23 protein-coding genes, 3 tRNA genes and 1 pseudogene are annotated in these 22,236 nt (G+C 35.1%); 7 read left to right on the top strand and 20 right to left on the bottom strand.

Annotation, left to right across the window (positions count from 1 at the left end; all coding sequences use genetic code 11):
- Nucleotides 1–419 (top strand): annotated as a pseudogene (locus tag MKD52_RS01725) (tetracycline resistance ribosomal protection protein); the annotation flags it as partial.
- Nucleotides 420–664: 245 nt separating this feature from the next.
- Nucleotides 665–1,075 (top strand): hypothetical protein, encoded by a 411-nt coding sequence (locus MKD52_RS01730; RefSeq protein ID WP_242099046.1) that lies wholly within the window; start codon nucleotides 665–667, stop codon nucleotides 1,073–1,075.
- 525 nt (nucleotides 1,076–1,600) lie between these two features.
- On the opposite strand, the gene MKD52_RS01735 is transcribed toward MKD52_RS01730, so the two are convergent.
- The 9 genes from MKD52_RS01735 to MKD52_RS01775 form a co-directional block, all read right to left on the bottom strand.
- Nucleotides 1,601–1,675 (bottom strand) — tRNA-Asn (locus tag MKD52_RS01735).
- 95 nt (nucleotides 1,676–1,770) lie between these two features.
- A complete protein-coding gene (locus tag MKD52_RS01740) occupies nucleotides 1,771–2,610 on the bottom strand; it encodes a hypothetical protein (protein WP_242099047.1) in 840 nt (279 codons plus the stop codon).
- 9 nt (nucleotides 2,611–2,619) lie between these two features.
- Complete coding sequence (locus MKD52_RS01745; RefSeq protein ID WP_242099048.1) at nucleotides 2,620–3,705, bottom strand: N-acetylmuramoyl-L-alanine amidase; 1,086 nt, start codon at nucleotides 3,703–3,705, stop codon at nucleotides 2,620–2,622.
- Complete coding sequence (locus MKD52_RS01750) at nucleotides 3,699–4,796, bottom strand: nitronate monooxygenase (RefSeq protein WP_242099049.1); 1,098 nt, start codon at nucleotides 4,794–4,796, stop codon at nucleotides 3,699–3,701. The genes MKD52_RS01745 and MKD52_RS01750 overlap by 7 nt, the downstream gene beginning before the upstream one ends.
- Nucleotides 4,797–4,808: 12 nt before the next feature.
- On the bottom strand, nucleotides 4,809–6,023 hold the full coding sequence (gene tyrS / locus MKD52_RS01755) for a tyrosine--tRNA ligase (RefSeq protein ID WP_242099050.1): 1,215 nt from the start codon (nucleotides 6,021–6,023) through the stop codon (nucleotides 4,809–4,811).
- A 9-nt stretch (nucleotides 6,024–6,032) separates the two neighbouring features.
- On the bottom strand, nucleotides 6,033–8,180 hold the full coding sequence (locus MKD52_RS01760; protein WP_242099051.1) for a RelA/SpoT family protein: 2,148 nt from the start codon (nucleotides 8,178–8,180) through the stop codon (nucleotides 6,033–6,035).
- Between the two features lie 38 nt (nucleotides 8,181–8,218).
- Nucleotides 8,219–8,437, bottom strand: coding sequence for a DNA-directed RNA polymerase subunit omega (locus MKD52_RS01765; protein WP_112057202.1), 219 nt, complete (start codon nucleotides 8,435–8,437; stop codon nucleotides 8,219–8,221).
- Nucleotides 8,438–8,449: 12 nt separating this feature from the next.
- A complete protein-coding gene (gene pyrH / locus MKD52_RS01770) occupies nucleotides 8,450–9,163 on the bottom strand; it encodes a UMP kinase (protein WP_242099052.1) in 714 nt (237 codons plus the stop codon).
- A gap of 81 nt (nucleotides 9,164–9,244) precedes the next feature.
- Complete coding sequence (locus MKD52_RS01775) at nucleotides 9,245–9,658, bottom strand: hypothetical protein (RefSeq protein ID WP_112057200.1); 414 nt, start codon at nucleotides 9,656–9,658, stop codon at nucleotides 9,245–9,247.
- A gap of 110 nt (nucleotides 9,659–9,768) precedes the next feature.
- Here MKD52_RS01775 and MKD52_RS01780 point away from each other — a divergent pair, with 110 nt between their 5' ends.
- Genes MKD52_RS01780 through MKD52_RS01795 form a run of 4 tightly spaced genes read left to right on the top strand, consistent with a single transcriptional unit; the run spans nucleotide 9,769 to nucleotide 13,058 of the window.
- Complete coding sequence (locus tag MKD52_RS01780; RefSeq protein ID WP_242099053.1) at nucleotides 9,769–11,205, top strand: NAD(P)H-hydrate dehydratase; 1,437 nt, start codon at nucleotides 9,769–9,771, stop codon at nucleotides 11,203–11,205.
- Between the two features lie 26 nt (nucleotides 11,206–11,231).
- Entirely contained in the window at nucleotides 11,232–12,011 is a 780-nt protein-coding gene (locus MKD52_RS01785) for a thiazole synthase (protein ID WP_112057198.1), read from the top strand.
- Nucleotides 12,012–12,020: 9 nt separating this feature from the next.
- Complete coding sequence (gene recO / locus MKD52_RS01790; protein WP_242099054.1) at nucleotides 12,021–12,632, top strand: recombination protein RecO; 612 nt, start codon at nucleotides 12,021–12,023, stop codon at nucleotides 12,630–12,632.
- Between the two features lie 12 nt (nucleotides 12,633–12,644).
- Nucleotides 12,645–13,058, top strand: a complete 414-nt coding sequence (locus tag MKD52_RS01795) for a hypothetical protein (RefSeq protein WP_242099055.1) — start codon at nucleotides 12,645–12,647, stop codon at nucleotides 13,056–13,058.
- A 1-nt stretch (nucleotide 13,059) separates the two neighbouring features.
- Here MKD52_RS01795 and MKD52_RS01800 read toward each other — a convergent pair.
- The 11 genes from MKD52_RS01800 to MKD52_RS01850 form a co-directional block, all read right to left on the bottom strand.
- Nucleotides 13,060–13,136: transfer RNA gene (locus tag MKD52_RS01800), tRNA-Arg, on the bottom strand.
- Between the two features lie 6 nt (nucleotides 13,137–13,142).
- Nucleotides 13,143–13,218 (bottom strand) — tRNA-Ala (locus tag MKD52_RS01805).
- 29 nt (nucleotides 13,219–13,247) lie between these two features.
- A complete protein-coding gene (gene coaE, locus MKD52_RS01810; RefSeq protein ID WP_242099056.1) occupies nucleotides 13,248–13,850 on the bottom strand; it encodes a dephospho-CoA kinase in 603 nt (200 codons plus the stop codon).
- Nucleotides 13,847–14,650, bottom strand: coding sequence for a spermidine synthase (locus MKD52_RS01815; protein ID WP_242099057.1), 804 nt, complete (start codon nucleotides 14,648–14,650; stop codon nucleotides 13,847–13,849). The genes coaE and MKD52_RS01815 overlap by 4 nt, the downstream gene beginning before the upstream one ends.
- A 58-nt stretch (nucleotides 14,651–14,708) precedes the next feature.
- Nucleotides 14,709–15,158 carry an META domain-containing protein gene (locus MKD52_RS01820; protein ID WP_242099058.1) on the bottom strand — a complete coding sequence of 150 codons (450 nt, stop codon included), beginning with the start codon at nucleotides 15,156–15,158 and terminating at the stop codon, nucleotides 14,709–14,711.
- A 10-nt stretch (nucleotides 15,159–15,168) separates the two neighbouring features.
- On the bottom strand, nucleotides 15,169–16,017 hold the full coding sequence (locus MKD52_RS01825; protein ID WP_242099059.1) for a peptidyl-prolyl cis-trans isomerase: 849 nt from the start codon (nucleotides 16,015–16,017) through the stop codon (nucleotides 15,169–15,171).
- A gap of 53 nt (nucleotides 16,018–16,070) precedes the next feature.
- Nucleotides 16,071–17,375: a M20/M25/M40 family metallo-hydrolase gene (locus MKD52_RS01830; protein ID WP_242099060.1), complete on the bottom strand. Its 1,305-nt coding sequence runs from the start codon at nucleotides 17,373–17,375 to the stop codon at nucleotides 16,071–16,073.
- Between the two features lie 9 nt (nucleotides 17,376–17,384).
- The gene (locus tag MKD52_RS01835; RefSeq protein ID WP_242099061.1) at nucleotides 17,385–18,026 is read right to left on the bottom strand and encodes a 3-methyladenine DNA glycosylase; all 642 of its coding nucleotides are present in this window, start codon (nucleotides 18,024–18,026) and stop codon (nucleotides 17,385–17,387) included.
- Between the two features lie 110 nt (nucleotides 18,027–18,136).
- Nucleotides 18,137–19,261: a cytochrome d ubiquinol oxidase subunit II gene (cydB, locus tag MKD52_RS01840; RefSeq protein ID WP_242099062.1), complete on the bottom strand. Its 1,125-nt coding sequence runs from the start codon at nucleotides 19,259–19,261 to the stop codon at nucleotides 18,137–18,139.
- Nucleotides 19,262–19,270: 9 nt separating this feature from the next.
- Nucleotides 19,271–20,812, bottom strand: a complete 1,542-nt coding sequence (locus MKD52_RS01845; RefSeq protein ID WP_242099063.1) for a cytochrome ubiquinol oxidase subunit I — start codon at nucleotides 20,810–20,812, stop codon at nucleotides 19,271–19,273.
- Nucleotides 20,813–20,821: 9 nt separating this feature from the next.
- Nucleotides 20,822–21,031 (bottom strand): DUF4492 domain-containing protein, encoded by a 210-nt coding sequence (locus MKD52_RS01850; RefSeq protein ID WP_112057187.1) that lies wholly within the window; start codon nucleotides 21,029–21,031, stop codon nucleotides 20,822–20,824.
- A 159-nt stretch (nucleotides 21,032–21,190) separates the two neighbouring features.
- On the opposite strand from MKD52_RS01850, the gene recA reads away from it, so the two are divergent.
- Nucleotides 21,191–22,228 carry a recombinase RecA gene (gene recA, locus MKD52_RS01855; RefSeq protein ID WP_112057186.1) on the top strand — a complete coding sequence of 346 codons (1,038 nt, stop codon included), beginning with the start codon at nucleotides 21,191–21,193 and terminating at the stop codon, nucleotides 22,226–22,228.
- The last annotated feature ends 8 nt before the right edge of the window (nucleotides 22,229–22,236 follow it).

Here is a 22,236-nt window from a genome sequence, read left to right on the forward strand (position 1 = left end):
TTGAATACGGGCTTTATTACAGTCCGGTCAGCACGCCGGCGGACTTCCGCTCATTGGCCCCGATTGTATTGGAACAGGCATTGAAGGAATCAGGGACGCAACTGCTGGAACCTTATCTCTCCTTCACCCTCTATGCGCCCCAGGAATACCTTTCCAGGGCTTATCATGATGCACCGAAATACTGTGCCACCATCGAAACGGCCCAGGTAAAAAAGGATGAAGTTGTCTTTACTGGCGAGATTCCCGCCCGCTGTATACAGGCATACCGTACTGATCTGGCCTTTTACACCAACGGGCGGAGCGTATGCCTTACAGAGCTGAAAGGATATCAGGCCGCTGTCGGTCAGCCGGTCATCCAGCCCCGCCGTCCAAACAGCCGTTTGGATAAGGTGCGCCATATGTTCAGTAAGATTCCTTGATACGCCACAGCAAGGATGGTTATTGCATTTCCCTGCCTTTCGTGGTAAAATGTAGTTGTAAACCACCAGAGAAAACAACAACCCTGCTACCCCCCGTTATCACCACCGATAACAATTTGATAACAGCCCATCGTATAGGGCTGGATAATATGGACACATCAAATAATCAAAAAAATGAGGTATCAAATTTATGAAGCAAAATCCGTTAAATATGATGCCCAACAACGAAAAAGATTAATTTCAAAATGGCTTTAGGTGCTTTGGCGTTGGTTACATTTTTAAGTGGTTGTGGAGAAAAAAATCCAGATGAGTATTTAGCGCTTGAGCTTACATATGAAAGTTATGAGAATATTTCGCAACCTACACTTAAAATTCAAGCAAAAAATGATATTGTTATCAATTCTGTAAGTGTTAATAGGGGAAATTGCAAGATTGCTTTAACGGGCGAAATGAGTATGCTTTTAGGCTATGGTAATATGTTGGGCATTGCACTTGTTGATAGTTTGTTGCCCAAATTTACCCTAGAAAAAGATTTGCCAAAAGAAATGGCATTTTCTGAAGAGATTAAATTGCCAATTGGTTGCAGTATGGATTCGGTCTTGGAAACTACAATTAACACAAATCAAGGTATTTGGACTTGGACTTGGAGCAAATAAATAAAATAATTAATTTGGGGGTATTTATAGGTTTTTCAAACCACAAGCAAGAAAACTCTTGCCTCTTAGGTAGGAGATGAGTTGCACCACCACTTTGGCGGTATAAAAAATTACTTTAAAATATAACATTCTATAATTAAAATTAGTTATATTTGCTATATAAAATAAAAACAGAGACCCAGAAAAGAAAGCAAGAATCTATTTAAAAGCTAAAAAAATAGATTCTTGCTTAGGAGTTGATTTAAATATCTACATTTCTTAATACTTCATTCTATCCATTCTTTCAATACTTAGAATAAAAGCAAGGTGTAATGGCAAATTCTCTGCAGTTATTTGGGTTAGGAATTAGCCTATAAACAAAAAATCTTTTGTGTTAGCTAACATTAGTTTGGGAGCTCTTGCTTTTTTAAGTAGGGGGTAACTTACCTAATAATTGATAGTTTCATTTCTTTTATTTTTAAAACTTTTAAAGATTAAAGGTTTGATTTTTGATTATATAAAGAAGCTATTGAAAGAGATTAATGATGGCTCCGGATGTAGGATTCGAACCTACGACCAAGCGGTTAACAGCCGCCTACTCTACCGCTGAGCTAATCCGGATTAAAAGCCAGAATTATATACTTATTTTTTACAAAAGTCAAGATAAATTAGAAAAAAATTGTATTTATTTTTTGTGGATTTAAATAAAAGGGGAATCAAATCGAAGTTTTGGTGGTTAGTTTTGTCATCCAGCTACTGCACCACCCAAAAAGCATAAGAAAATAAAATGCCTTTCGCATTTCAAAGTATGATTCTCCATCAACAAAAGTATGGGAGATAAAAAGCATAATAAGGCAGATTGCCCATAAAAGCAATAGGTTAAAAAACTCATAGGAGCCAATGAGATATTTACGCTTCCAACAAAGAAACATTACCATTGATAACCCAGCTAACATAAGCACTAAATCTACATAGCCCAGTGCGCCATTTTTAAAAAAAGGCATAATAGCAAAGCCAGATAAAGCAACAATGATGACATTTAAGCTAGGTTGTGTGAGTTGTAAGATTCTGCCAATTTTTGTGTTTTTGTCAAAATTGAGCTGAAAAAGATAAATGGCAAAAGGAAAAACAATAAAGAAACAATAAACGCTATAATCTAAATAGAGCTGATAAAAGTCTTTTTTGAAAATACTTTCTTTAGTGAATTTTAAAGAATCTTCTAGCGAAAAAATATCATAAGTAAATCGCTTAAGCCAAAAAAACTCATAATATAGTTGCAAAGCAAAAAGGCATAAAGCTACCAAAATTGCCACACTATAGAATTTTGGTAAGTGGCTAGAATAGATTCGCGCCATATGAAAAAGGCTTATAATGATTCCACAAGCTAAAAATGTGATTCCGATGCAATAATACACACCATAAGGTTGTGTAACAAGTCTAAACATTTGCCTAAAATCCCAAACAATTCCGCTTAATAGCAATGTTAAAAGGGTAAAAATAGCTAAAATAAAAAATAATGACGAAAAAAGAGTGGTTTGTAAAGCAATTTTGCGCATTTTTTGCCTCTATGGATTTTTTATGAAGTAATTATCAATGCCATCAGCAATTCCTTTGGCAATATTTTTTTGGAATGCAGTTTGTGTTAGTCGTTTGCCTTCTGTTGGGTGTGTGATATATCCAACTTCCAGCAAAACTGATGGCATCAAAGCTCCCACCAAAACCCAAAAAGGACCTTCCCTAACTCCACCATCAACAATTTTATAGTTTTTTCTTAAAGATTGTAGCATTCCATATTGTATGTCAATGGCAAGTCGGTTTGAGGCAATGATTCTTTGGGTATTTAGAGTATTTAAAACAGATTGTTTAGAAAAGTAATTCATAGATTCAATGTCATCTTTATTTTCTAGCGCAGCAACATTTTTTGCTTTTTCGCTTCTTGCAGTTGAGAGAAAATAGCTCTCCACCCCTTCTAGCGAATTTTTATTATCAACAATGGCATTAGCATGGATTGAAATAAACAAATCAGCCTCTTTGTCATTGGCAAAACTCGTTCTTTCTCGCAGTTTGATAAATTTATCGCTACTTCTTGTCATATAGACCTTGTAGCCACGCTCTTGCAGGATATCTTTTAGATATTTTCCAATGCTTAGCACAATAATTTTTTCACATGTCTTATTAACCCCAATAGCTCCACAATCTTTTCCGCCATGTCCAGGATCAATTACTATTGTTTTGCGATCTTTTTTTAAAGATTCCTGTTTTGCGTTATTTTCAAATAGCGATGGGATAGAGATTTCTTTAAGAAAAGAAAAGCGAGCTTGCTTTTTAGAAGTATTTAAAGAGATGGTTAGTTTTTTGGGGCTTTGGATAACTAAGCGCACTTTTGTTGGAGAGTTTTGTGCGATTCTTAAGCTAATCCCTCCTTCAAATTCTAAAAGTTTTGCCTTGCCCATAAGGACTGCTGGTATATCATAGACATAGCGAAATCCCTCTTTATTTTCTAGGACAAAGCTTTTGAAATCTTTTTTTTCAATGGTTTGGTTAAAATTTAGAGCAACTCCATTTGTGGTTTGCTTAATAGATTGGATTTCTAAAATACCGCCCCAAGCAAAATAAAAAAAACAGAAAAATAAAGCGATGATTCTTAGCATTGTGTTAATTCATCAAGGATTTCTTTGACGCTTTGGATTTTCTCAATTCGGTATCCATTAGCTCCGGTAAAATATAATCCATTGATGGGATCGCCAAGATACCCATCGCCTAAACCATCAGCTATACAATAGCCCACTTTTTTTGCTTCTTGTCCGCGGTTGCAAGGTGAAACGCAGTTGCTAATACAAGCAATTTTAGGCTTTTTGCCCTCGCGTAATTTTTTAATAATGCCTGTAACAATAGCTCTTGCTGGGTAACCAACGGGTGATTTAATAAGTTCAATATCTTCTTTTTTAATTTTTGGCATTAGTTCTTTGTAATAGGGGGCATCGCATTCTTCTGATCCTAAGAATCGCGTTCCCATTTGCACTCCACTTGCTCCTAATGCCATTATTTTGTCAATATCGCTTCTATCCCAAATTCCCCCTGCAGCAACAATTGGAATCTCACCCCATTTTTTACTTTCTTCTAGCACTTCAGGGACAATGCTTTCAAGCTGATATTCAGGTTTAAAGCAGTCTTCATAACTCACACCTTGGTGTCCACCACTAAGTGGTCCCTCTACAATCACTGCATCGGGGATTCTTTTGTATCTCCCCTCCCAACGCTTACACAAAATTTTCAAAGCTTTGGCTGATGAGACAATGGGAATGAGTGCTACATTGGGGAAATTGCTTGTAAATTCTGGCATATTAGTAGGCAATCCTGCACCCGTGATAATCATATTTGCGCCTGCTTCACAAGCATCGCGCACCACGCGCCCATATTCGTTAATAGCATATAAAACATTTGCGCCAAGTGGATTGTTGCCACAAATTTTTCGCGCATTTTTAAAAATTTCAAATAAAGATTCTTTGGAGTAAAAATTAATGGTATCAAAAGGGCGGTGCTTGATGACTTTTTGCACAAAGGCACTTTTTTTGTAATAGCCACTTCCCACGCAAGAAATTACCCCAAGCGCTCCATATTTTGAAACATTACCAGCAAGGTTATCCCAGCTAATTCCAACTCCCATTCCACCCTGAATAATGGGAAATGGAATCGTGTATTTTCCGATTTTTAAAGGCTTTAATTGTGGTTTAGATAGCATAAATTCCCTTTTTTATTTGATGATTGCGCGGACAAATTTTCTCTTTCCAGCTTGAATGACATATTCGCCTGTTTGTAAATTTAATTTAGAATCTTCAAGTTTTTGTCCATCAATTTTCACTCCACCTTGTTTGATAAGGCGTAATGCTTCGGAGTTTGAGGCACACAAACCACATTCGCTCATAAGTTGTGCTATCCAAATTCCGCTACTTTTTTCAAAGGTGGGCATTTGGCTTGGCATTTCATCTTTGCTAAAGATTTTGTCAAATTCCTCTTTGGCTTCTTTGGCTTTTTGCTTATCATAGTAGCGCGCGATGATTTCTAGTGCGAGATTTTCTTTTGCTGTTTTTGGGTGTAAAACCCCATTTTTTACGCCTTCTTTAATTTCTTGGATTTCTGCTAAACTTTTGGAGCTCAAAAGCTCATAATATCTCCACATTAGTGTATCTGAAATGCTTAACAACCGCCCAAACATTTCTTTTGGTTCTTGCGTGATTCCAACATAATTTCCCAAGCTTTTACTCATCTTATGCACACCATCTAAGCCTTCTAAAAGGGGGACCATAACTACTGATTGTTCTTTTGGGATTCCATAAGCTCTTTGCAAATGCCTGCCCATAAGCAAATTAAATTTTTGATCTGTTCCACCGCATTCAATATCGCATTCTAAAGCCACAGAATCATAGCCTTGCAACAAGGGATAGAAAAACTCTACGATACTAATGGGATTTTGATTCTTAAAGCGTTTTTCAAAATCATCTCTCTCAAGCATTCTAGCAACTGAAAATTTTGCTGCAAGTTCAATCATTCCGCGTGTGCCTAGACTATCAAGCCATTTTGAATTAAAGGCAATCTCCATTTTTGAAGAATCTAGCACTTTATAAACTTGCTCTTCATAAGTTTTTGCATTGGCTAGGACTTGTTCTTTGTTTAGAGGTTTTCTAGTTTCACTTTTGCCTGTTGGATCTCCAATCATTCCTGTAAAATCGCCAATGAGAAAACACACAATGCCACCGTATTTTTGAAAAGTGGCAAGTTTTTGTAAAAGCACGGTGTGCCCTAGGTGCAAATCTGGCGCAGTTGGATCAAATCCTGCTTTGACTTTGAATGTTTTTCCATTTTCAAAATAGTCTCTTATGAGTTTTTCAATATATTCTAATCCAATGATTTCTTGAGTGCCTCTTTGGATTTCTGCTAAAGCAGTTTTGATTTGCGATTCTACGCTCATTTTTTCTCCTTAGTTTGCATACGCATCTTTGAGTGCATAAACATCAATAATTTTATAATGATTCCCAAATAAATTTTTTAATTCTTTAACATCTGCAATATGCGATTCAAAACGCACTTCACAATGTGTGGCATAGGTGCTTTTTTGAGAGCCTAGCTCTACACCTAGAACATTAATATCGCATTTTGCTAAAAATTGCAAGAAATTTGCTAAAACCCCCTTTTGATTCTCTAAGGCTACAATGAGCTTATAGGTTTGCAGCCTGTCTCCAAGCCAATTGACATAAAGCATTTTCACACCTTTTTGAATCTCTAAATAAGCTCTATCGCAAAGCTTATGATGCACAAACGCTTTAGAGCCATTTTTAAAAGCGATAATGCCATCGCCAAATTTTGGGTGGCAACAATAATCAAAAACCGCTTGATTGATATTGTGATTAGTTTGAATCACAAGATTATCAAAATGTAATTCTTTTAGTTTTAGAATTCGTATTTTAATTTGAGTTAAAAATCCTGCCTTTTGTTTGTAATAGTTTTTGATACGATTTTTAATATCTTTTAAAAAAGCAATATCGGTAGTCGCTTTGTGAATGGATTCATCTAGTCCGCTTTCTTTGGTAAATTCCTCAATCTCTTCAGCTCCTTTATCAAAAATGGTTGCAATAATATTAATCGCGCTTTTCCTTTCGATTTCTTTGATTCTTGAAGCGCAATTTATACGGATTTGATTTTTGGCGCGAGAAGTTTTGACTGCATCCATCCAAGAGCAACGCAAAATAGTTTCCTTTGCGGTAATGATTTTAACAATATCTCCGCTTTTTAGCGTGGTTAAAAGAGAAGTTTTTTGGTTATTAACATAAGCTTCTTTGGCGCGATTCCCAATATCTGTATGCACCGCATATGCAAAATCAAGCGCTACAGCACCTATGGGCAAGGAATAGTTATCTCCATCAGGCGAAAAGACAACAATGTCTTCGCGATAAAGATCGTTTTTAACAAGTTCATAAAACTCTTCAACTGAATTGTTTTGGAATTGTAATTTGTTAAGCCAATCAAGACTAGGTCCGCTATTTCCACCAATTTTGTAAATCCAATGAGCAGCAATTCCATATTCAGCGCTACGATGCATATTCTCGGTGCGAATCTGCACTTCAAAAATAGCCGAATCATCAAAAAGTGTGCTATGAATTGTTTGATAGCCATTTTCTTTAGGTAGGGCAATATAATCCTTGAAGCGCGACATAATAGGCTTAAATTTTAAATGCAAGATTCCAAGCACTTTGTAGCAATCTAGCTCATTTTTAACAATCACTCTTATGGCAAGTAAATCTAAGACTTCTTCAATTGAAATGCCTTTGCGTTGCATCTTAAGATAGATAGAGTAGTGGCGCTTTACTCGACTTTGAAGAATGAAATCTCCCTCGGGCACTCCACTTTGAATCAAGCTTTTTTTGACCTTTTGCATAAAAGCATTAAGTTTAAGCTGAATAGCTTGCTTGTGATTGAGAAAATAATCTTGAATTTTCCGATATTCCTCTGGAAAAATATAATAAAAACTACGATCTTCTAATTCATTTTTTAGTGTGGAGATTCCAAGTCTATGAGCAATAGGAGCATAGACAACTAGGGTTTCTTCTGAGATTCTGCGTTGTTTATTGGGTGGTAAAGCCCCAAGAGTTAGCATATTATGCAGTCTGTCGCATAGTTTGACAACTAAAACTCGCACATCTTTAACTGAAGTAATTAGCATTTTGCGGAAGCTTAAAGCTGCAACTACTAATTTTTCATTGGAGTGAGAAGCAGGGAGTTCTTCTGCACGAATAGCAACGATTTTTGTCAGTCCATCGACTAATGAAGCTACATCTTCACCATAATTTTTTTTAACATCTTCTAAAGTATAGTCTGTGTCTTCTACCACATCGTGTAAAAGTGCTGCGCAAACCATCACTTCATCACCGCCAAAATGAGCAACAATGCAAGAAACTAGTAATGGATGCACGATATAAGGCTCACCACTGCGTCTTTTTTGATTCTTGTGTGCCTCAGTTGCAAAAGCAATAGCTTTCTCAATGTTTGGAGTAATTTCTAACATACTATAGAGCAATTCTATTGCTTTTTGCGGTGCTGTAATAGTAGCGACTTTTTTAAGAAATTCCACTTTTTACCTTAATTTTAGAAAAATTAAAAATGCAAAGATTAGTTTTGTGTTTCCTCTACTCTTTCTAATCCAATCTTTCCTTCTGCAATCTCTAATAAAGCAATATCAGAAAGCTTATCAATTTTTGGATTTTTATTGACCAATGGTTTGGCGCCACGGCTTAGTTCGTCGATTCTTGCAAAGATGATATTTGAAAGTAAATATCTATCAAAATTAACTTTTTCTAATGCTTTAGATGCGATTTGTTCAATTCTCATTTTTATCCTTTTTTAATTTGAAACTTGGGAGTAAATAGCACTTTCTTCTTGCTTTAAAATGGCTAAAAGATTGCCTTGTTTAAACATATTGCATACGATAATTGGCAGTGCATTATCTTTTGCTAGGGCAATAGCGGTGTCATCCATAACTTTAATATTATCTTTTAAAGCTTGTTCGTAACTAATGTGTTTAAGCATTGTTGCATCGGGGTATTTAACTGGATCTTTATCATAAACACCATCAACTTTTGTAGCTTTGATAATCATTTCTGCTTCAATTTCAACGGCTCTTAAAGTAGCCGCGGTATCTGTTGTAAAAAAAGGATTTCCTGTCCCTGCAACAAAAATCACAACACGCCCTTTTTCTAAATGGCGCATTGCGCGTCGGTTAATATAGGTTTCACACACTTCTTTGATTTCTAAAGCACTCTGCACTCTTACATTTATGCCATGATATTCTAGTGCTTCTTGCATAGCTACTCCATTGATGATGGTAGCAAGCATTCCCATATAATCACCACTTGTGCGCCTGATGATGCCACCTTGTGAAGCACTTACGCCTCGAATGAAATTGCCACCACCAATAACGATTCCAACTTGGAAACCATTATCTACTAGCGCTTTAAGCTCTGTTGCGATGTAATCAAGGATTCCGCTTTCAATCCCAAAGCCACTTTCACCCGCCAAAGCCTCTCCAGAAAATTTTACTAAAACTCTTTTTGCCATTAACTAAGCCCTTTTAAAAACTTTTGAAATTTTTAATTATATTCAAAAGATACTTACGAATAAGTAAAGATTTGGTGTGTTCTACCAAATTTCATCATTTTTTTGCTGTAATTTTTCTAATTGTTGATTTTGGATTTCATATGCTTTTTTTAAAATTTCATTGGGAGTTTGCTTAGCAGAATCTCTTTGTTTTGGTAAATCTTGGCGATTATAAAGGCTTTCAAAGTGTCTAATATGTTCCTTGGTGCCTTGATTGTATTGTAAGTTATCCAAGTTTTTTTGCCGTAATTGTAAATTAAGTTCTTCTAGGTGCTTTTTTAATTTGCTTTTAATGAGATTTTTTGTGTGATTGTCATCTTCTTTGCTCAAAGAATTTTCAAGTTTTTTTTGTATGATTTTAGGTGAGTTATTTTTGCTAGGATTATCTTTTTTAGAATCTCCCCTCTCGCAACCAAAAAACAATATTAGACTTAATAAAATAATCCAATGTTTCATTTAAGATTTTTAATCCATTGTTTTAAAATAATCCTGAATTTATAGCATATTTTGTTAAGATTCTAAAGAGAACAACAAGATTAAAGAAATTTTGTTTTAAGGGATAAAAAATGCGTCATTTATGTTTTGATACAAGAGAGCTTGATAATCAAGCAAGAGAGAAGTTTTTGCTACCTTCTGAAATTTTAATGGAGAATGCTGCAAGGGGTATGGCAGAGTTTTTAGCACAGAAATTTCCTTTGGGTAGTAAAATTCTTATGATTTGTGGAAGTGGCGATAATGGTGGAGATTGTCTAGCTTTAGCCAGAATGCTTGTTGGAAAATATTCCTTGGGAATTCTTTTGCCTTTGGGGGTGAAAAGCACTCTAGCAAAAACTCAACTTAAACGCCTTGAAGCCTGTGATTCTTCGGTTTTTCTTCCAAGTCTTGAAGGCATTGAACTTTCTAGTTTTGATATTATTATTGATGGACTTTTTGGAATTGGCTTTAGGGGTGAATTTTCATTTCAAATGCAGAATCTCATCACGCTGCTTAATGAAACTAGGGCTATTAAAATTGCTTGTGATATTCCAAGTGGGATTGATCTTTATGGTAATCCAAGATTTTTGGGGGAGATTCCTTTTGCTTTTAGGGCTGATTTTACCTTGACAATGGGTGCATTAAAAAATGCACTTTTTAGCGATTATGCAAAAGATTTTGTGGGAGAAATTTGTTGTTTGGAGTTAGGAATTAGCGAGAGCATTTTTGCTCCTAATTCTAATTTTAAGCTTTTAGAAAGCAGTGATTTCAAAGCCCCAAAACGCAATTTGCAAAATTGCAATAAAGGGAGTTTTGGGCATTTAAGTGTGTTAGGTGGAGAAAAAATTGGAGCGAGTTTATTAAGTGCTCTAGCAGGATTTAGAATGGGGGCAGGGCTTGTTAGCTTTGTTAGCGATATTGCTCCGTCTAATCTCCCTTATGAAGTTATGTATGCGAACTTTATCCCAAAAAATACTACGGCAATTGCGCTTGGAATGGGTTTTGGTAGAAAAAATCCCTTTTCTTTGAAAATGTTGAAAGATTTTTGGGAGATACCTATTTTGCTTGATGCTGATATTTTTTATCACGAAGTTTTTGGGGATTTGATACAAAATTTCTCAAAAGTTATCTTAACGCCTCACCCAAAAGAATTTAGCACCATTTTAAGAGTTTTGGAAAAAAAAGAAATGGCAGTTGAAGTGATTCAGAAAAATCGTATTGCCCTAGCACAAGACTTCTCTAGTAAATACCCTAATACCACACTAATTTTAAAAGGGGCTAATAGCCTTATTGCCAAAAATGGGGAAGTTTATATTAATCCTCTTGGCAGTAATGCCTTGGCAAAAGGTGGAAGCGGAGATGTTTTAGCAGGGATTATTGCAGGGTTATTAGCGCAAAATTATTCTAGTTTGGAAGCTTGTATTCAAGGGGTTTTGGCTCATAGTCTTTGTGCACAAAAATTTATTGAAAAAAATGCGGATTTTTCTTTAAGCCCCCTTGATTTAATTGATCAAATTCGCTATCTTTAAGAAAAACAATTTAATAAGGATATAAAATGAATGATTCTCTAATCATTGGTAATAAAACTTTTGAAAGTCGCTTGATTGTGGGTAGTGGAAAATATAAGGATTTTAAAACGACTTATGAAGCCACTCTTGCTTCAAAAGCGCAGATGATTACCGTGGCAGTAAGGCGTGTGAATATTACAAATCCTAATGAAGAAAATCTTTTGGATTATTTCAAAGATTCTTCCATACAATTTCTTCCAAATTCTGCTGGTTGTGTGAATGCTGATGAGGCTATCACGCTTTTTAGGCTTACAAAAGCTGCAACAGGGATTAACTTTATTAAGCTAGAGATTATTGGTGATGCGCAAAAAACACTTTATCCTGATGTTTTAGAAACGCTCAAAGCGTGTGAAGTGCTTGCTAAAGAGGGTTTTGTGGTGCTTGCTTATAGCAATGATGATCCGGTTATGGCAAAGCATTTAGAAAATGCTGGTGCAAGTGCGGTAATGCCACTTGCAGCACCAATTGGTAGTGGGCTTGGGATTCAAAACCGCTACAATATTGCCTTTATTAAATCAGCTATTAAGATTCCAGTGATTGTCGATGCTGGAGTGGGTTGTGCCTCTGATGCTGCTATTGCTATGGAGCTTGGTGCTGATGCTGTGCTTACTAATACTGCTATTGCACAAGCTAAGAATCCTATTTTGATGGCAGAGGCAATGTGTGAGGCAGTTAAAGCAGGAAGAAAAAGTTATCTTGCAGGCAGAATTCCTAAAAAACCTTATGCTACTGCAAGTTCTCCAACAGAGGGGCTTTTAGAGTTTTAAGGTTTAAAATTGCAAGGATTTATACTCCACACCCAAAGGGTGAGAGAGGAAGATTTGATTGTAAGAATCCTCTCTCACACTCACCTTCACACGCTTTATCGATTCTATGGCGCACGACATAGTATTATTCATTTGGGAAATAAAATTGATTTTGTTATTGAGCAAGATTTAAGAGAAATAGGAAAGCTAAGAGAGCCTATACATTTGGCATTTCAATGGGAATGCGAATCAAGCAAACGCTACTATTGGCAACAATATCTTAACTTGCTTAATCAGCATTTGCGCGATGTTAATCATTTGGATTCTTTTTATTTTGAACATTTGCAAAAGGGCGCAAAATACTTGCAAAAAGAAGAGCCTAAACGCTGTATTTTGAATCTTTATGTAAGATTGCTAGAGTTTGAGGGGAGAAAAAATCCTCTTTTGAGTTGTCTTGTTTGCGAAAGAGAATTGGGAGAAGAAATAGTTTTGGGCAGGGGAGTTGTTTGTGGTCATAAGGGCTGTTTGCAAGGAGAAGTTTTTAACAAAGAACATATTAAGCAATGGCTAGACTTTAAAGGTGAGTTTTTGGAGGATGAGGAAGTGGAAAAGCTTTGGAATCTTTTAAAGCTAGGATTGTAGAAGTGGATTAATATGAACCAGAAAATATTAAAATTTATTGCTAAAAATCATTTACTTACCCTTAGTGTTAGAGATGAAGATAAAGGGGTGTATATTGCAAATTGCTATTATGCTTTAGATAAAAAGGATTGTTGTTTATTAATAAAAAGTGCTTTAGATTCTAAACATATAAAATTAGCTATACAAAATCCGCATCTTGCAGTTTCTATTGCCAAGGATAGTAAGAAGCTTATTTTGATAAAAGGGGTGCAGATAAAAGCACTTTTTAAACAAGCAATAAATGAGCAAAAAAGCCTTTATTATTCTCAATTTCCTTTTGCAAGGTTTGCTAGTGGAGAAATTTTTGCGTTAGAAATTTTATGGGCAAAATACACAGATAATGGATTACTTATAAGTGAGAAGTTGATTTATCAAAAAGAAAAGTAAGTGGTACGCCCGGAGGAATTCGAATCCCCGACCTACAGGACCGCAACCTGTTGCTCTATCCAGCTGAGCTACGGACGCACATATTGGTGGAGTGTAGGAGGATCGAACTCCTGACCTCAACGCTGCCAGCGTTGCGCTCTCCCAGCTGAGCTAACACCCCTTAAAAAAGCGAATTATACCAAATAAAACTTAATTTTCCTCTAAAACTTTTGGAATATAATCTTGTAAATATTTTTCCACTTCCTTTTGCAAGTTTTCTAAGTCTCCTGAATTATCAATTATATAATTTGCTAATTTCTTTTTTTCTTCAAGAGATATTTGTGATGAGATTCGCGCTTGAATAGCTTGCGATTCAAGATGATCGCGTTTTTGGATTCTTTGGATTTGAATCTCCTCTGGAACAAAAACTAGCAAAACTTCTTTAAAAGGATAGTTGTTGGTTTCATAAAAAAGTGGAATGTCTAAAAAATAGGGAATCTTTTTAGATTCTAAAGCTTTGGCTTGCTTTAAAATCTCTTCTTTGATTTTTGGGTGTAAAATTCTCTCTAATGTTTCCTTGCTTTTTTTGTTGCTAAAGACAATTTCACCAAGTTTTTTTCTATTAATTTTGTTATTTTCTAAAATCTCATTACCAAAGATTTCAGTTATTTCTTTGGCGGATTGATCAAGCAGAGTGTGTGCGATACTATCTGCACACACCACTTCATACCCATAGAGTTTTAAAAATGATGCAATGGTGCTTTTGCCACTTCCAATTCCGCCTGTTAAGACAATAGCATATTTAAAATTCAATTCCTAATAGCTCCAAATAAAGCGTTTCTCACTCCCTTTGGAATCACAAAAGCCGCTAGATGTAAATTAGCGTGATAATATTCTAAATCTTCTAGCATATCTGCCTTTTGTAGCATAATATCTGCAGTTGGGTGGAATCTTTTGGAGGCAAAGAGATAAAAATCTTGTATATCTAAAGACATTGGAATATAAAAAGGCATTTTAACCCTAAAGCTTCCATCAAGTAATTCTAGTTGTTTTTTGACTTCTGTTGTTTCAAGGAGTAAATGAGGGGATTTTATTACCAAAATCCCATCTTCTCCCAGCAAAGATTCATAGTCTTTTAAATCAGCCTTGTTTTCAAGAATAATAATATCGTAGAAATTAGTTTTGACTTGGTTTTGCTGTAAAAACTCTTCTTTTTGCTGTGGGATAAGATTGAATCTTTTGTTTTGCATCACTGATTGATAGTGAGGGAAAAAACTAATAAGAGATTCAAGGATTTTTAAATCAAATTGTAAGAAATCCACTTTTAAATCTTTATGGCGTAAAAATTCAAAAGCAATTTCTAGATTAAAACTCCCAGCAATGAGAATCTTTTTGGGCTCTTTGTGAGAACAAGCACTAATGTGCGCTAAAAGCTCACTTTGTAGGGGAAGCATAGTTTTAAGTAGAATTTTATCATCTATTAAGGCAATGTTTTCAAACGCTTGAGAGTTAAAAATCTCCAAATGATGCTTAATTCCACTTGCTTCTAAAAGTTTGCTCTCAATCTTGTATTCTTGTTGAAATTTTTCATTATAATTTTTTGTTATCCACATAAATAACCTTTTTAGTTTTTGTTAAGCCTATTGTATTTTAGGTAAAAATATCTTTAAACTATTGCATCAATAAATAAAAATCATTGCGAAATATCAAAATTTTCCCATCATTAAGGATTTCTATGCGATTTTCGTTGTTTAAAATATTTTCTGTTAGCTTTGATTCAAGCTCCATTATCCTTGGCTCACACATTTTGCGTGTCATACCGGCATTGGAGATTTTTAAATTGTCATTATTTAAGTCATAACTACCAAAGAAATTATTGCAACCAAAAGTGCCAAAAACTCCTTTTTCTTTAAAGCCGATGAAAAATGGATATTCTTTTTCAAATGTCAAAACTTCTGTTGTATTATTAAGCTTAAAGCTATGGATTTTCCACTCTTGCTTGGATTGCAAGGTTTGATAGATAGTGTTTTGTGTGGCTTCTTGTGTGTTTAGATTCTTGCTTGAGCATCCTGCTAATAGCATTGCAACTCCAAAAATTCCTGCTATGATAATTTGTTTCATTTTTTCTCCTTTAATTTAAGCGAATAATATTAACCTTGGCATCAGAGCGTAATTTTTCAAAATATTCATAAATTAAATAATCTTCTTTTTGGGACATAATTTTTTGCAAAATAATATCTCTTACATTTTCAAAAGGCGCAAGGCTTGGATTATTTTTCGCTTCAATCAAAAAGGTAATAAAATCTTCCCCAACAGGATAAATAGGAGTGAAAGTGCCTACTTTGCCTTGCACAAAAGCAGGGACAATTTGAGGGTTTAAAGCAGCAATTTGCAGGACTTCATTTTCTTGCCCTATGCCTTTTGGAATGGTTTTGCCTCCACTTTTAACAAGTGTTTCTAATGCAGCACCTTCCTTGCTAAAAAACTTCTTAACATCAATACTTTGTGGGATTAAAAATTCTTCTTTATGTGCGTTATAGTAATTGCGCAATTCATCTTCATTGACCATTTTTAAGCTTTCTTGGGAGATGATTTGATAAAGCTTTCTTTTTAGGATTCTTTTTTTGATTTCATCTTTGTAGCTTTCCCAATTCCCGCCATTGGTGCGAATGTATGATTCAAGTTGTGTGGAAGTTGTTTTGTTTTGTTTTGCGATAGAATTAAGCTCATCACTTAATTCTAATTCTGTTACAATAATGTTGTGCTTTTTGATTTCTTCTTCATGCAGTTTTTCATTAATAAGAATATCTACAGCAATATTTTGCTCCACTTTATCTCTTTGTTGCACCTTATATACATCAAGTAAAGTTACAGGGTTGCCATTGACAAAAAAAGCGATTCCATTTACCAGTGAAGGAGCACTAAATACGCTACTTGCAACAAACAAACTAAACAAGCTTCCTAAAAGATACTTTCTCATTTTTTCTCACTATAATTTTTTTAAGATTCTAGCAAAAACTTTTTGGGTATTTTCTAAAAATTATAATTCTTCTGTAAAATTTCTTGTAAAATTACCCAAAATTTTTTAAAGCTCTCTAAATCTAATTTTTCATTCAAAGAATGGGGATGCAAAATAGTTGGTCCTATGGAGATAAACTCTGCTTTAGGAAATTTTTGCTTTAAGATTCCACATTCAAGTCCAGCGTGGATACTTTTTAATTTTGCATTTTTGTTGTGCTTTTGGTAGATATCCCATACTAATTCTAGCAGTCTCCCTTCTTCTTTTGTCCATGGCGCATAATAATCTAGGACATTCACTTCAAAATTTAGAGAATTTAGAAAAGTTTGACTTAGGGCAATATTTTTTTGCATTAAATCTTCTTGATTACCCCTTCCCATTGCATAAAAGATAAAACTTTCATTATCTTGCTTTAAGATTCCTAAATTGCTTGAAAGCAATGGAGAATTGCCTTTGGCTTTAATAACGCCATTTTCTAGCCCCAAAATAGCGGTGAGTAGATCTTTACAAGCATAGCCATACTTTGTCTGTTTTAGGGGTGTAATAACGAAATTTTCTGATAATGATTCAAGTTTAATTGCTTGAGAATCTTTAAGAGCGATTTTTAAGGTTGCATTTACAGGGATAGAGTTACGCTTCTCACCACCCCAAAATTCAATGATAATTCCCTCTAAGTCTCTAGCTATTTTGGCTAATTCTAAGATTGCATTAGGGATATTTTTGTGAATCTCAATTCCGCTATGTCCGCCTTTAAAGTTTTGAGTTTTGATTTCAAAGCATTTATAATCCTTAGGGGTTGCTAAAATTTCAAATCCTTTCTTAGCTTTTAAATCATATCCTCCCGCACAACTATAAATAACCTCATCAATGTCTTCGCTATCACAATTTATAATATAAGGCGAATGGATTTCTAACTCCAAATGATTAGCCCCAATCATTCCCACTTCTTCATCGTTTGTAAATAAGCATTCAATATTATCAAAATCCCTTAAGGCTAAAATCATACAAGCTAATGCTGCTCCATTATCCGCTCCAAGGCTAGAATCCAAAGCGCCAAGCCACTTGGAATCCAAAAATTTAGGCTGCACTTTAAAATCTTTTGATTCTCCGACATAGACCATATCATAATGCCCTTGTAAGCAGATTTTTGGATTACCTTTTGTGCAAAGTAAATTTCCAGCTTTATCTTCTTTTATAGTCGCTCCATTTTCTTTTGCCTTTGTGATAATCCATTCTTTGAGTTTAGAGCAATTTTTGCTTGGGTGGGGAATCTTGCAAATTTCTAAGAACAATTCTAGAGGTTCAAAACTTTCTTTCAAGGTTTATCCTTATTTTGATTTATGTTCTTTGCAGTATTCCACGATTTTTCCATGGAATCTCGCATAAAGCACATTAAGTGGAATTTGATATTTATAGATTTTACACACTTCTTTGTAATTTTCCATTATTCCACTAACTAGCCATTCTTTAATATCGTCGTAATCTTCTAATTCATAGCCATAGCTTTTTAGAAGTTTATAAGTGTATTGATCTGCCACCATTTCTGCTCTCAAAGTTCCATAGCATAAAATGGCATCGCAGGTTTCATTGCCAATGCCTTTTTGACTAAGCAACCATTGTCTGCTAACATTTTCACAAAAACTTTCAAAACTTCCAAATTCTGCTAAAATATTCTGACACAGATAAATGATTCGTTGTGATTTTTGTCGAAAAAATCCCACATCACTCATAAGGTTTTGTAGAGTAGCTAGGGGAATCTTTGCTAAAGCTTCTAGGCTAAGTAAATTTTTTGTTCTTAAGCGGTTAATTGCCCTAAAAGCACTTTCCCAGCGCGTATTTTGCACCAAAATTGCCCCTATGATTACTTCAAAGTTCCCTGCATTAGGCCACCAAAGGTTATGGGGAGGATTTTTTAAATACCCAAGATTTTTTAAAAAGCAAAACAAATCAAAGCTATTTTGTATTTGCACTTGATTCTTCACTTTTTTCAATGTGGCTAATATTAAGCCATACAAACTTATAAGCTATGTAAATTACCACTGGCCACATAATGAGTAAAAATTCTGTCATTTTTAATCCTTTAGTATTGATGAGAATCTTCTCTTAATTCTTCTTTGGTAATTTTGACTTTATCCATGAGATTCCACACATAAATAATGTAAGCCAAAACAAAAGGAACAAGCAAACTAACATAGCCCATTACACTTAGAGTATAATAGCTTGAACTTGCATTTTGAATCGTAAGCGAGTTTTGCAGTTCTACTAGGCTTGGATAAAACGCGCTTTTGCCAATCCCGATGGATAGCAAAATAGTAAAAACAGCTAACACGCTACCAATGCCTAAGGCAAAGATTCCTTTTTTGCAGCCCTTATAGGTCATTAGCATTCCAAACAAAATAAACACAGCGCCAACTAGCAAGATTCCAATTAAAAAAGGAAAATCTAGGAAGTTTTGCAAATAAAGGTATTTTTGTAAGCTAATATCTCCATTGGGCAAAATAGCAAAGCCCTCTTTAGTAAAAATCCAAAATAAAAAAGTAAGAAAAAAAACCAAAAACGCAAGGCTATTTGGCAGAATCTTTTTTTGGAATCTAGGCTTTAAAGTCTCATCATCAATATTGTTTAAAAAATAGCCACAAGCTAAGATTCGACTTAAAAAAACCAAAGCAAATCCCAAAAGAAAATTCCAAGGATTAAGTAAAGCTTCCAAGCCCTTAGCAGGATTTTGCCAAGTTACAAAGTTAGAAGAATCTAGACTAAAATTTGCCCCGCTAAAAAAGGTGCTTAGCGCAACGCCTATCAGAAAAACTCCCAAGATTCCATTAATAAGCAAGAAAAATTCATAAGTCTTTGATCCAAGAAAATTGCCTTCTTTTTTGCGGTATTCATAGCTCACAGCCTGAATAATAAAACAAAACAAGATAATAAGCCAAACCCAATATGCTCCACCAAAACTCGTGCTATAAAACAAGGGAAAAGCAGCAAATGAAGCTCCGCCAAAAAGCACTAAAGTGGTAAATCCAAGCTCCCATTTTCTGCCCAAAGAGTTAATAATAAGCGCCTTTTCCTCTTCATTTTTGGCAAGCTCAAAAAGCATTCCTTGTCCGCCTTGAACAAAAAACATAAACACCAAAAGCCCTCCCAAAAGACTTAAGATTCCCCACCAATAAATTTGTAATCCCAGTAATTCTAATCCAAAAAACATTTTTTCTCCTTAGTGCGCAAAGCCTTTTTTGATTTGCCGCAAAATAATGCCAATTTCAGCAATCAACAACGCAGTAAATAAAACCAAAAAGATAAAGAAAGAAATTTGCACATTAATGCTACTTAGGTGAGTGGCAGCCATTCCAACAGGCATTAGATCTTGAATCGCCCAAGGCTGTCTGCCCACTTCTGCAACAATCCAGCCACATTCTGCAGCAATATATCCAAGTGGAATCGTCCATAAAGCAATCCATAGAATTTTTCTAAATTTTGTAATTTCATTTGCCATTGCAAGATAGAGCACCACAATAAACAAAACAAAAAACCAACTTCCTAATGCCACCATTAAGTGAAAAGTATAAAAGGTTAGGGCAATTGGCGGCACAGCTTCTTTGGCGTCTTTTAAATAGCCATATCCAAAATAAGACATATTTTCTTTAACAATTTGAGAATATTGCTCTAAATCATCCGCAGCTATTCCTGATTCTCTACCCTTTTTGTATTCTCTAAAGGCTTCTAGGGCTAGATGACCTTTTTGGATTTTTTCTTCAATGCTCATGATATTTTTTTCTGCATTGCCATATACTAAATCATTGATTCCAGGAACAAAACTATTAGGAGAGCGATTCCCCAAAATTGAAAGCGCATAAGGAATAGTAATATTAAATAAAAAAGTATTTTGATCATCGCCGATTTGTTTATTGGGGTTTAAAATACCAAAAGCCACAAGTCCTGCTCGATGCTCACCTTCATAGATTCCTTCCATGGCAGCAAGTTTCATGGGCTGTTTTTGGGTAACTTGATAAGCGCTTTCATCACCGCTAATAAAGAGAAAAATTGAAGTAATAAGCCCAAAACTTGCCCCCACAATGAGCGATTTTTTAGCTACTATAACATCGCGCCCTTTTAGAAGAAACCAAGCAGAGATTCCAACTACAAGCAAGGCAGAAATAACATAGCCACTTGAAATGGTATGCAAAAATTTGCTAATTGCTACAGGACTTAATGCCACTTCAAAAAAGTTTGTCATTTCATTTCTAGCACTTTCTAAATTAAAGGTTGTTCCAATAGGGTATTGCATCCAGCCATTTGCCACCAAAATCCAAAATGCGCTTAAATTAGAGCCAATTGCGACAAGCCAAGTGGAAAGCAAGTGGAATCTAGGGGAGACTTTATTCCAGCCAAAAAACATTACAGCAAAAAATGTGGCTTCCAAAAAGAAAGCCATAATCCCCTCAATAGCTAATGGCGCACCAAAAATATCACCAACAAACCACGAATAATTTGCCCAGTTTGTCCCAAACTCAAACTCCATAATAATGCCCGTTGCCACGCCAATAGCAAAATTAACTGCAAAGATTCCTAACCAAAATTGTGTAATTTTTTTCCATTCTTCATTTTTGGTTTTAACATAAATGCTCTCCATAATTGCCAAAATAAAAGAAAGCCCCAAAGTTAAAGGCACAAATAAAAAATGATAAAGTGCTGTAAGGGCAAATTGCGCTCTACTCCAATCTACACTAGCCGCTCTTTGTAGTAGTTCTTGTTCCATTTTATTCCTTTAAAATTCAGTGAGATTTTTGCTAACAAATTCGCTTTTTTCTTCTTGTGTTTGGAAGTTTGTTTTTAGGCTTTTGTCATAAATAAAGATTTTTAAAAAACCAAAGATAATTAGAAGCTTAAGAATGATAACTAGCCAAAGACTTTTTCCTAAAGTCATATTTCTAAAACCATCATAATAAAGATAAAAAATCTTAGATAAGAATCGCATCATTTGCCTTATTAGCTATATTTTAAACAAACTTGGAATTTTAGTCTTTTAATTTTAAAAAAACATTAGGCAAAAAATATAGTAAAATTGCTTATAATAAGGGTCTATTTTTATTTTAATTGGTTAAAATTTAGTTTTTATTTTCTTGTAGGAGAAAGAATGGCATTAGACGAGAACAAACAAAAGGCGATAGAATTAGCTATTAAACAAATTGATAAAGCCTTTGGAAAAGGCGCTTTAATAAGGCTTGGAGATAAACCTGTGGAAAAAATTGATGCAATTAGCACAGGCTCTTTGGGGTTAGATATTGCTCTTGGAATTGGTGGGATTCCAAAGGGTAGAATCATTGAAATTTATGGACCAGAGAGTTCAGGTAAGACAACACTTGCCTTGCAAGTAGTGGCAGAATGTCAAAAAAAGGGTGGAATTTGTGCTTTTATTGATGCTGAACATGCCCTTGATGTAACCTATGCTAAAAGGCTTGGTGTTGATGTGGAGAATCTTCTTGTCTCACAGCCAGATTTTGGGGAGCAAGCTTTGGAGATTCTAGAAACCCTTACAAGAAGTGGGGGAGTGGATTTGATTATCATTGATTCTGTTGCTGCACTTACTCCAAAAAGTGAAATTGAAGGGGATATGGGTGATCAGCATGTGGGACTTCAAGCAAGGCTTATGAGTCAAGCGCTAAGAAAAGTTACAGGCGTGATTCACAAAATGAATACAACAGTGATTTTTATCAATCAAATTCGTATGAAAATCGGAGTGATGGGGTATGGAAGTCCAGAAACTACTACTGGCGGAAATGCACTTAAATTTTATGCAAGTGTAAGGATTGATGTAAGGCGCATTGCAACTTTAAAACAAGGTGAGCAGAATATTGGGAATCGTGTCAAGGCAAAAGTTGTTAAAAATAAAGTGGCGCCACCTTTTAGAGGGGCAGAGTTTGATATTATGTTTGGTGAGGGAATCAGCAAGGAAGGTGAGTTAATTGATTATGGTGTGAAGCTTGACATTGTTGATAAAAGTGGAGCGTGGTTTAGCTATGAAGATAAGAAGTTAGGTCAAGGCAAGGAAAATGCTAAGGTATTTTTGAGAGAAAATCCAGAAGTTGCTCAAGAAATAGAAGAAAAAATCAAGGCTTCTATTAGCGTAACGGATGATTTATCTACAGATGATGATGAAAATTTAGAAGAATAGGGAGAAAA

Source organism: Helicobacter sp. CaF467b (genome assembly GCF_022664765.1).
GTDB lineage: Bacteria > Campylobacterota > Campylobacteria > Campylobacterales > Helicobacteraceae > Helicobacter_D > Helicobacter_D colisuis.